The sequence below is a fragment of the Pedobacter sp. 01T416_2 genome (assembly GCF_056398925.1).
This window is the reverse complement of record NZ_JBFTQI010000178.1, coordinates 1-8,713: the sequence shown is the minus strand read 5'-3', so window position 1 is coordinate 8,713 and position 8,713 is coordinate 1. Positions and strand designations below refer to the sequence as shown.

The following is an 8,713-nucleotide window of genomic DNA, read 5'->3' as shown; positions in this document are numbered from 1 at the left end:
ATGCAGCTGAAAACTATAATACAAAATGAATAAATTTTCAGCCGGCATTTTTTGTTTTTTCATAGGCCTTTATGTTTTCAACGGCATTCAAGCTAGCTATGCTGGTCTTTTTGATGCCAAAAAGAAAGAGCCCTTCGGCGGCGGCGAGCTGAGGCAAGCCCTTGGTGTATCGAAAAGAAACAATTATACGTCACTCATATTGATTTTTATAAGATAAATTATCCCTCAGGATGACAATGTTTTTTCGTTTTCGACCATAGAAAGGTCTTCGACAAGCTCAGACTGACAACGGCATAGTACTTAACTTAATCACATTGCCCTACGCCATTAAAAAAATAAAATAAACTTACGATGAAAAAAGCTAGATGTAGTTAGGCTCTTTTAAATTTAACTGAGCTTCCTGGTTTTACCCAAACTGCTTTCTTCACAATGGTTTTTCCCTTATCATCTAAAAATTTAGGCTGCCAGAGAATTTTCTTTTGGCCATTATTGGTTAGCGTTGTAGCAATATTACCATCATGTTTTACTGTAATGGAAGTCATTAATACAGGTAAATCTTTTAATTCGGAACTTGTTGTTTTTTTACCACGGTACAATGTTGTGATCTGATCAAACCGTGCATCGGCTTCTATTCCCATTAATCCTTCTGTAAAACCTTTAATAACACCGAAAGAAACTTCAGGGTACTCCCTCCTGGCTGTTGCAGGATCGGTTAAGTGCAACAAATAACCGTAGGCTTTTTCTGATTGCCCGTTCTGGTACATAATTAAGGGAAAATACGACAGGTTTTCTACATTCCAGTTTTTCGATAATAGATGTTGAATGGTTTTTTCTTTGCGTTCACCAGCTTTTAAGGCATCGAACCAAAGTAAAAAAGTTTCCCCTTCATCCATACCGAATTTATGGTCGTTCGAATAAAAAGTATGGTATTGCGAAGCGCTGTCGTTCCACCACAAAGCATCGATACTTTTCTGATAAGCTTCAGCCTTTTCTTTAAACTGTTTTGCTTTATTGTGCTGCCCTTTTAGGTCGAGCATTGCTGCATACGACATTAAACCCCTATAGATTGCACCAACAAGGTCTACCCCCATTTTAATATTGGGTACCCCCTCCGAATAAGAAGGTAAACCACGGCACCGATGAAAAGAATCATTATTATTGAAAGGCACAGGAGCATTTGGATGCGTTGGCCTTTTCAGCAAAGAATCGGCCTGCAACACCCAACGGTTAATATATTCGGTTACTGATTTTTCGTGAAAGTTTTTAAAACCTGAGCCGTTGATATATTCAAGGTCGCCTGTCCATAAATATAATTTCCAACTGGCATTAAGCACATCAAAATTTGCATTCAGGTTATACCAAAATGCTGTATCATTGCGATAATCTTCTTTAGCGGGTTTACCTAAATGGTTAATTTCCCAATAAGAACACCAGTCTTTAGATTCGGATATATTGTTAACAAATAGCCTGAACATATTTTTATTTTCCTTATTCAAGCCTAATATCTCGCCACCAATGCTCTGGTGGGCTACATCGCGCATACAGAATGCCGATCTTGGCGGTAAAGCAGATTCGTACCAAGGGCCAACCGGATCAGAAGTCTTGCCTTTATAACTTAATGCCATTTCTTTGGCCCTAACAAATGCGGTTTGCAAAGCGGCATCGGTTGATTTGAAAGTTACTCCGCCCTGGGCATAAACGCCGCAGCATAGGCAAATAAAAATGTTTACAAAAAGGATTCTTTTCATTTGTTTAATATAAGTTAATTTCTACAGTCTGTTTTCCGTCCCAGTTGATTTCTTGTTTTTTGCCACTTTCCTGTTCTACCAAAATTTTGATCTTTCCTCCAATCTTGAAAACAGTAATATCAAAATCGCTATTAAATGCTCTTATGTGTTTAAGCGACATTTGTTTCCAGCCTGCAGGAAGATAAGGGCACAACCGGAATGATTTAAAACCAGTAGGTTGTATCCCAAACAATCCTTCGGTTATGGCACGACAATATAATCCACTCTCAGCCGAAAGATGGCGCTGATCTCCTTCTGGCCAGGCTTCAACRGCATAAGGCACATGTTCGCCCAGCAAACGTTTGGCAGTATAGTATTTCAGGTATTTCATGGTGGTATCGGTCATACCTGCATTGAACAAGCCACGCACAGCGTACAAAAGCGAACGGTCCCAGAATACTTTTGATCCTGATTCGCTCAACATCCCGTCCTTTGTCCACAGGTAATCAGACAAAAGCGCCTTGGCAGTCTGCTCTTTTCTACCGTAAATCCCCATTACCAGTGGCATTCCTATCCATGATCTAAGCTTATCATTTCCCTCGTAGTAACGGTAAGTATCGAATCCCTGTACCTTTGCCCCAAAATATTTCTCTATTGCTATTTTTAGTACAGATGCTTCTTTAAGCAAATTTGTTGAAGTTATTTTATCACCAAGACTTGCTGACAGATCTGCAGCACTGATCAATGCGCCGTAAACTAGCGTATTGGTTGATAGGTTAATTTTACCAGCCGGAAACCTTCCTTCCAGCTCATCCGAATCGGAAGCAATTACCCCGTCTGCACTTTTTTTCCTTCTTGAAAATTCCAGGCACCATGTTATCAGTGGCCACAATTGTCGGGCCTCGGCTGTATCTGCATAAGCCAGTGCAAACCTCGATGCACCATAAGCAATCATAGCCATATCACCGCGATCGCCTGCTCCATTCCATTTATCAGTTCCTTCTGCTATAATCGAACTAGGAATCGGTTTGTATTCGGGATTCATGTATTTGGCAAACAGGCGGAAACTATTTTTAGCACTTTCATTCCCTGCAGTATTGCCCAAAAAAGGGAAAAACGGGTCCATGTATTCTGCCTGGTCATTTGCCCATATTGCAGCGTAATAAGATCCACCACCGGGACCATGCATTAAACCATTTTTCGTATCAAAAATACTTTCAGAAGCCCTGATTTTAGCAAAAGCAAACATCTGATTCAGGGTATCATTTGGCGTTTTCAGTACCAGTTGCTGCGTAATTTCGCTTACAAAATTCCTTCGTTTTAACGATTCGTATACTGAAGAAAAAGTATAAGGCTGGTCGGCGGTTTTCCGTGCCGAATAAACAATTGCATAGGTTTGCTCTTCCCCTGCTTTTAAAATAAACTTACCGGTCCCAAATATCTTTGTATTGAGCAGGTAAGTACCATAAACGCCTTTACTGCGTGCGGTACTATCTGTTTGATCAAACTCCGGAACAACAATTTCGACTGGTTTCAATCCATTATTTTTAAATACCGTGTGTTCAATAAATGCTGGTTTATCGGTTGATGGGAGTAGCTCGCGTATTATGTTCACATTTCCTATTTCAGACCTGATCTTTACCGAGCCATTGATAGAAAAAGCCATAGGTTGTTCATTCAAAGCTATTCCGTCGATCATAACCGGAGGTATTAGCTGATCAAAATCTTTAATCAGGCTTCCACGGGTATCGTTTGGAATAATCCGCAGCATCGGGAATACGAGTTTTCTTTTTAAAACCAGATTATTTTTATCGTTTACACCATAGGTAATTATTGCGGAAATTTGTTTCCCGCTCATTTCTATCTGATCGGTATGTTTGGTGTTTTTTTTAACAGTCCATTCGATGCCCCCGTTCTTTTGCAGGTGCCAACGTAAATCCTGAGCGTTTACATCAAAACAATGCAACAAAATTAAGATGAACGGTATACATTTTATTGGGAAAGATTTCATATCAAAAAGAAAAAAATGAAGAGGCTTGTTCATAAATACGATTTTTCTTCAAATCTGTCACGTTGAGCCTGTCGAAACGCCTTATAATCTTTCGACAAAGTCCTTCGACAAGCTCAGGATGACAAATTTTACATTTATGAGACAACCTTCATTAAAAATAGCATTTTAATTAATAATTTGGGTTTTGCACAATGGCAGGGTTCTTTTGTATTTCGCTTCTCGGGATTGGGTAAAAATAAAAACTTGGTACCCAGGTACGCTCCTGAACGGTCATTAATGCATAGGTAAAAGTACCGTTTGCCTGTTTGGTAATCGTTACACCTTTTGCATCTTCTGAACCTGTTTCTGCTATTCCCCATCTCCTGATATCAAAATAACGGTGTCCTTCAAAGCAAAGTTCTATCCTGCGTTCATGTCTTATCTGATCCATTAGTAACGCTCCAGACCCACTTACGGCTGGCATACCCGCTTTTTCAGTTCTTATTTTATTCAGGTAATTTAGGGCCTCTCCGTCTTCTCCAAGTGCAGCACAGGCTTCGGCATAATTCAAATAGATTTCCGATAACCTGAAAACCACCCACTGGCTGGCATCGTAATCCTGAACGTTCCAATCGAAAGCCTCATTTACCATTTTTTTCACGCAATATCTCGTTTTTGACGCATTCCACGGAGAATAAGGACTTTGGGGAGAGTCATCACCACCTTCAAAAAAGCTGGTTAAACGTCCTTTAAACTGCTGATTATTAGCCAAAATTGTCGCATAAAATCTTGGTTCTCTGTTCAGATACGGATCTTTTGCCTGTACAGGATTGCTCCAGCTAAATTTTGTACCATCGGCCATTTCAAAATCATCAACCATTTGTTGAACAACATTGTAAGCGCTATAACCATTATAACCATTTGGGCTCAAATCTCTGCTCACGGTATTATAACGATCTGCTCTTACCAAGCCGCTGTATACTCTCGAAAAAATAATTTCTGAATTAAAAAAATCGAGATAAGTTTTGTTATAGGTGCCATTGGCCGCATTGCCGTATAAAGCGTATTTAGGTGTAGCAAAATCAATTACAGCCTTGGCTGCCAGTTTTGCATCTTCCCAAAGCTTCTTATCGTTGCTTTTATTAAAGTAAGGGCTCGCAGCATACAGTAAAAGTCTCGATTTTAAGGCCAAAGCTGCTCCTGCAGTAGCGCGGCCTTTATCATTAGCACCTGTATAAACTGTTGGCARGGTTTTCAAAGCCTCCGTTATCTCGGCAAGTATAAAATCCTTAGTTTCGGTCCATGTGGCTCTTTTCTCGTTAAAGCTTTTGTCGTTCACATCGTAAACCTTAACAATAAGCGGTACGCCACCAAACCTTTTTAGCAGTTCGAAATAAGCCAAAGCGCGTAAAAAGTGTACCTCACCTTTCATCGTTTTAACCGCATCGCCTCCTGCTGTTACCTGATCAATATTTGTGAAGAATATATTACTGTAGCGGATAGAAGCATACATTTTGTTCCAATGGTTCAGCGATTCTGAACTTTGGTTATCAGGCGTGGCCTCACCCCGTACATACAGGTTTTCATTTGTCCAGTTAAAGTTTCCATAAAGCTCATCGGTTTGCGCGCCCCAGCCTAGTCCACCGTCCTGGTAAGCGAGCACCGTTTGATCGTAAATACTGTTTACAAAAACCTGAACCAGTTTTGGATCGGTCCATACATCCTTTTCTGAGTAAGCGTTTAAAGGCTGCAGCTCGAGCGCCTTTTTACATCCTCCGATTAGCAGCAGTGTACAGATGAGTAAAACTGTGCTGTTTATTTTTAAATTATTGATGTTCAATTTCATGATATACTTTTTTAGAAGGTAATGTTTGCGCCAACATTGATCACACGCTGTTGTGGATAATACTGCCCTGAATTACTTGGGGTTTCTGGATCGAACGATGGCCCGAAGCGATCGATAGAAAATAAGTTTGTTCCGCTGATATAAAGTCTTACATTTTGCATTTTTATCTTTTCAATCAATGTTTTTGAAAAGGTATAACCCAGCTCCATGTTCTTTAACCTTACAAAAGCCGCATTCCGCAACCAAAGATCCGATTCAAGGGTATTTACGCCGAATGTTCTGCCTGTTGGGCCGCTAAAATTTCTTGGATATTTATTATCGCCTGGGTTTTGCCATCTTTCTTCAAAAAATTCCTGAACCATATTTAAACCCGCTGGCGCCAGGTAAGATTTGGCCCTTGCCTGTCCCTGAAAGAAAACCGTAAAATCTATGTTTTTCCAGCTTGCGCCAAAAGAAGTACCAAACATAATCTCTGGTGTACGGGTAAGTGGTGTTCTCACTTTATCCAAATCATTAATTGCACCATCATTGTTTATATCTTTATATCTGATATCGCCTACCCCCGTACCTGCCGGATGCGGCGTATTGTTAATTTCCTGTTGATTTTGATAAATACCATCACTCTGGTACAGGAACCACGAATCAATCGGGATGTTGGTTTTGCGTTGATAATCCGGAATATTCGCGGCTTCATCCATAAAGATGACCTTATTCCTTGCGAAAGTGATATTACCCCTAACGTTGTATTTAAAAGAATCACCAATGGTGTTGTGGTATAAAACCTCCATTTCTATTCCACGGTTTAATACTTTCCCGAGGTTTTCACTCGGCAGCGTTAAACCTGTGTATCCTGGAACAGATTCACTTCTGGTGATTAGAATATTAGAGCGCAGCGATCTGAATACATCGATATTAACACCTAACTTTCCTTTAAAAAACTGTGTTTCTAAACCAATATCGGTAGTATTGGCCAGCTCCCAAGTAATGTTCGGATTTGGGGTTGGCCCTAATACCAGCGAAGAAACCTGYGAAGCGCCAGAACCCAAAGAATAGCCATAGCCGCTACCAAGCAAATAGGTTTGCAAATAGTTAAAGGCAGAAACGGCATCATTACCAGTCTTACCCCATGATGCCCTCAATTTCAGCTCGTTGATCACATCCGATTTGAAGAAATCTTCCTGCGAAATACGCCACCCTCCTGATACTCCTGGGAAAAAACCATAACGTTTTCCTTGTGGAAAATTCTGAGAGCCATCGTAACGCATGGTATAATCTAACAGGTACTTACCTTTATAATTGTAAGAAAACCGGCTGATGTAATTCACTCGTGCGGCCTTTGCAGCACTCGAATTGTTCTGTTGACCGATAAGGCTTCCTGCAAAAAGCTGATCTAAACTATTGCTGAGAAAATTTGACCTGTTGGCATTAATGATATCAGTATTGCCTTTAAAGCTTTCGAAAGCAACAAAAGCATCAAAAGTATGATCGCTGATTGTTTTTGAATAACCTAGTTTTAAATTTAATAAACCTTGATTAATATCGCCGCGTTGCTCAAATAGCGATGGCGTAATCGAAGAAACCACCTGGGTGTATCCCTTTGTTGCAGGATTATAGCGGTATGCCGGAGGTGGTGTTTTGGTAAACGATTTTGTTTTCGATATGGTCTTGTCAAACGCATAATATCCATCCACGAAAAGTCCCTTGGTCACCTTATCCAGCTTCCAGCTAAAAGATGCCTTAGTTTGCAAATAATCAGTGGTGAATTTTTGGTATCCGGCCTCTCCAGAAGTAATGTAAACCATACTGTTATCCGGACCGCCTCCAATACCCACACCAACAAGATCATTGTTATATATTGGGGTAAGGTAAGGATAGGCTAGCCACAACTCTCTAAAAATTCCACCAGCATCATAGCCACGTTTGGCTGCATTGCGGAATTCGTTGCGATAACTCACATCTACACCCATTTTAAAATTATCGGTCACATTCACATCTACATTTGCCCTCGCCTGGTCTTGTGTATAATAAGCGGCATCGCGTTTATAGATACCATCTTGTTTCTGGTGCTGACCTGAAAAGAAATAACTCACTTTATCCGTTCCGCCGCTAAGCGAAAGAATGTGGTTTTGTTGTAATGCACGTTTTTTCATTACCGCATCCCACCAGTTGCTGCTTGGATACGCGAGCGGGTCAGATCCGCTACGGAATTTTTCAATATCCTCTGCTTTCCAAGTTAATTGCTGACCAACTAAAGCATCGTATTCATTCGTAGCCCGTGCATATTGGTAGGCGCTCAGCATTTCTGGTACACGCGTAGGCTGTGTTGTAGCCCAGTTGGTACCAATCGAAAATACTGGCCGACCAGATTTACCTCTTTTTGTGGTAATGAGGATAACGCCATTTGCCGATCGTGCACCATAAATTGCAGCACTTGCATCTTTGATCACCGTAAAAGATTCGATATCAGCTGGATTCAACCTGGCAAAGCCGCCTGATCTGTCTGGAATCCCATCAATTACGACCAGGGCACCCGTGCTCCCTAAAGTACTTTTACCGCGAACAAACACATCAGCATTATCATTACCCGGCTCACCACTTCTGGTATTTACAATAAGGCCCGGAACCTGACCAGCAATAGAATTGGTAAGGTTGGTTGAAGGAGATTTTGCCAGTTCAGCTCCACTGATTGTGGCAACTGCACCCGTTAAATTTGCCCGCTTCTTCGTACCATAACCTACCACTACTACATCATTTAAGCCTGAGCCTGATGTTTCTGCCAGCTGTACATCAATGTTGGTTTTATCACCTATAGCAATTTCCTGATCGGTATAACCCACATAACTAAATATTAAAATGGCATTAGCCGGAACGCTTAGTTTAAATCTTCCATCAGGATCTGTTTTTGTGCCTTTTTGGGTTCCCTTTACCCTAACCGAAGCGCCTGGCAATCCTAGTCCATTGTCTGTTACCCTGCCCGAAATCATTTGCTGGGCAAACGAGGGGACACAAACAGCAAAAAAGAGCAGTAATAAAATAAGCTTTTTCCAGAGCAGATCGGGATAGCCTAACTTTTGAAAAGTAAGTTTTAAGTTCATATTTGGTTTATTTTGGTTGAAAATAAAAAGATAATCTAGTTAATCTAGTCTATTC

Annotated in this window: 5 protein-coding genes; 1 reads left to right on the top strand and 4 read right to left on the bottom strand. The window is 40.7% G+C overall.

Annotated features, from left to right (window positions below):
- Nucleotides 1-25: 25 nt before the first annotated feature.
- Nucleotides 26-217 (top strand): hypothetical protein, encoded by a 192-nt coding sequence (locus AC1DPQ_RS09820; protein WP_477609047.1) that lies wholly within the window; start codon nucleotides 26-28, stop codon nucleotides 215-217.
- A gap of 154 nt (nucleotides 218-371) precedes the next feature.
- Here AC1DPQ_RS09820 and AC1DPQ_RS09815 read toward each other — a convergent pair whose 3' ends face one another.
- The 4 genes from AC1DPQ_RS09815 to AC1DPQ_RS09800 all read right to left on the bottom strand — a co-directional run bounded on the left by AC1DPQ_RS09815 (nucleotide 372) and on the right by AC1DPQ_RS09800 (nucleotide 8,658).
- Nucleotides 372-1,748, bottom strand: a complete 1,377-nt coding sequence (locus AC1DPQ_RS09815) for a trehalase family glycosidase (protein ID WP_477584711.1) — start codon at nucleotides 1,746-1,748, stop codon at nucleotides 372-374.
- Between the two features lie 4 nt (nucleotides 1,749-1,752).
- Entirely contained in the window at nucleotides 1,753-3,771 is a 2,019-nt protein-coding gene (locus tag AC1DPQ_RS09810) for a glucosidase family protein (RefSeq protein ID WP_477609045.1), read from the bottom strand.
- A gap of 136 nt (nucleotides 3,772-3,907) precedes the next feature.
- Nucleotides 3,908-5,563, bottom strand: a complete 1,656-nt coding sequence (locus tag AC1DPQ_RS09805) for a RagB/SusD family nutrient uptake outer membrane protein (RefSeq protein WP_477584709.1) — start codon at nucleotides 5,561-5,563, stop codon at nucleotides 3,908-3,910.
- 11 nt (nucleotides 5,564-5,574) lie between these two features.
- A complete protein-coding gene (locus AC1DPQ_RS09800; RefSeq protein WP_477609043.1) occupies nucleotides 5,575-8,658 on the bottom strand; it encodes a SusC/RagA family TonB-linked outer membrane protein in 3,084 nt (1,027 codons plus the stop codon).
- Between the last annotated feature and the right edge of the window lie 55 nt (nucleotides 8,659-8,713).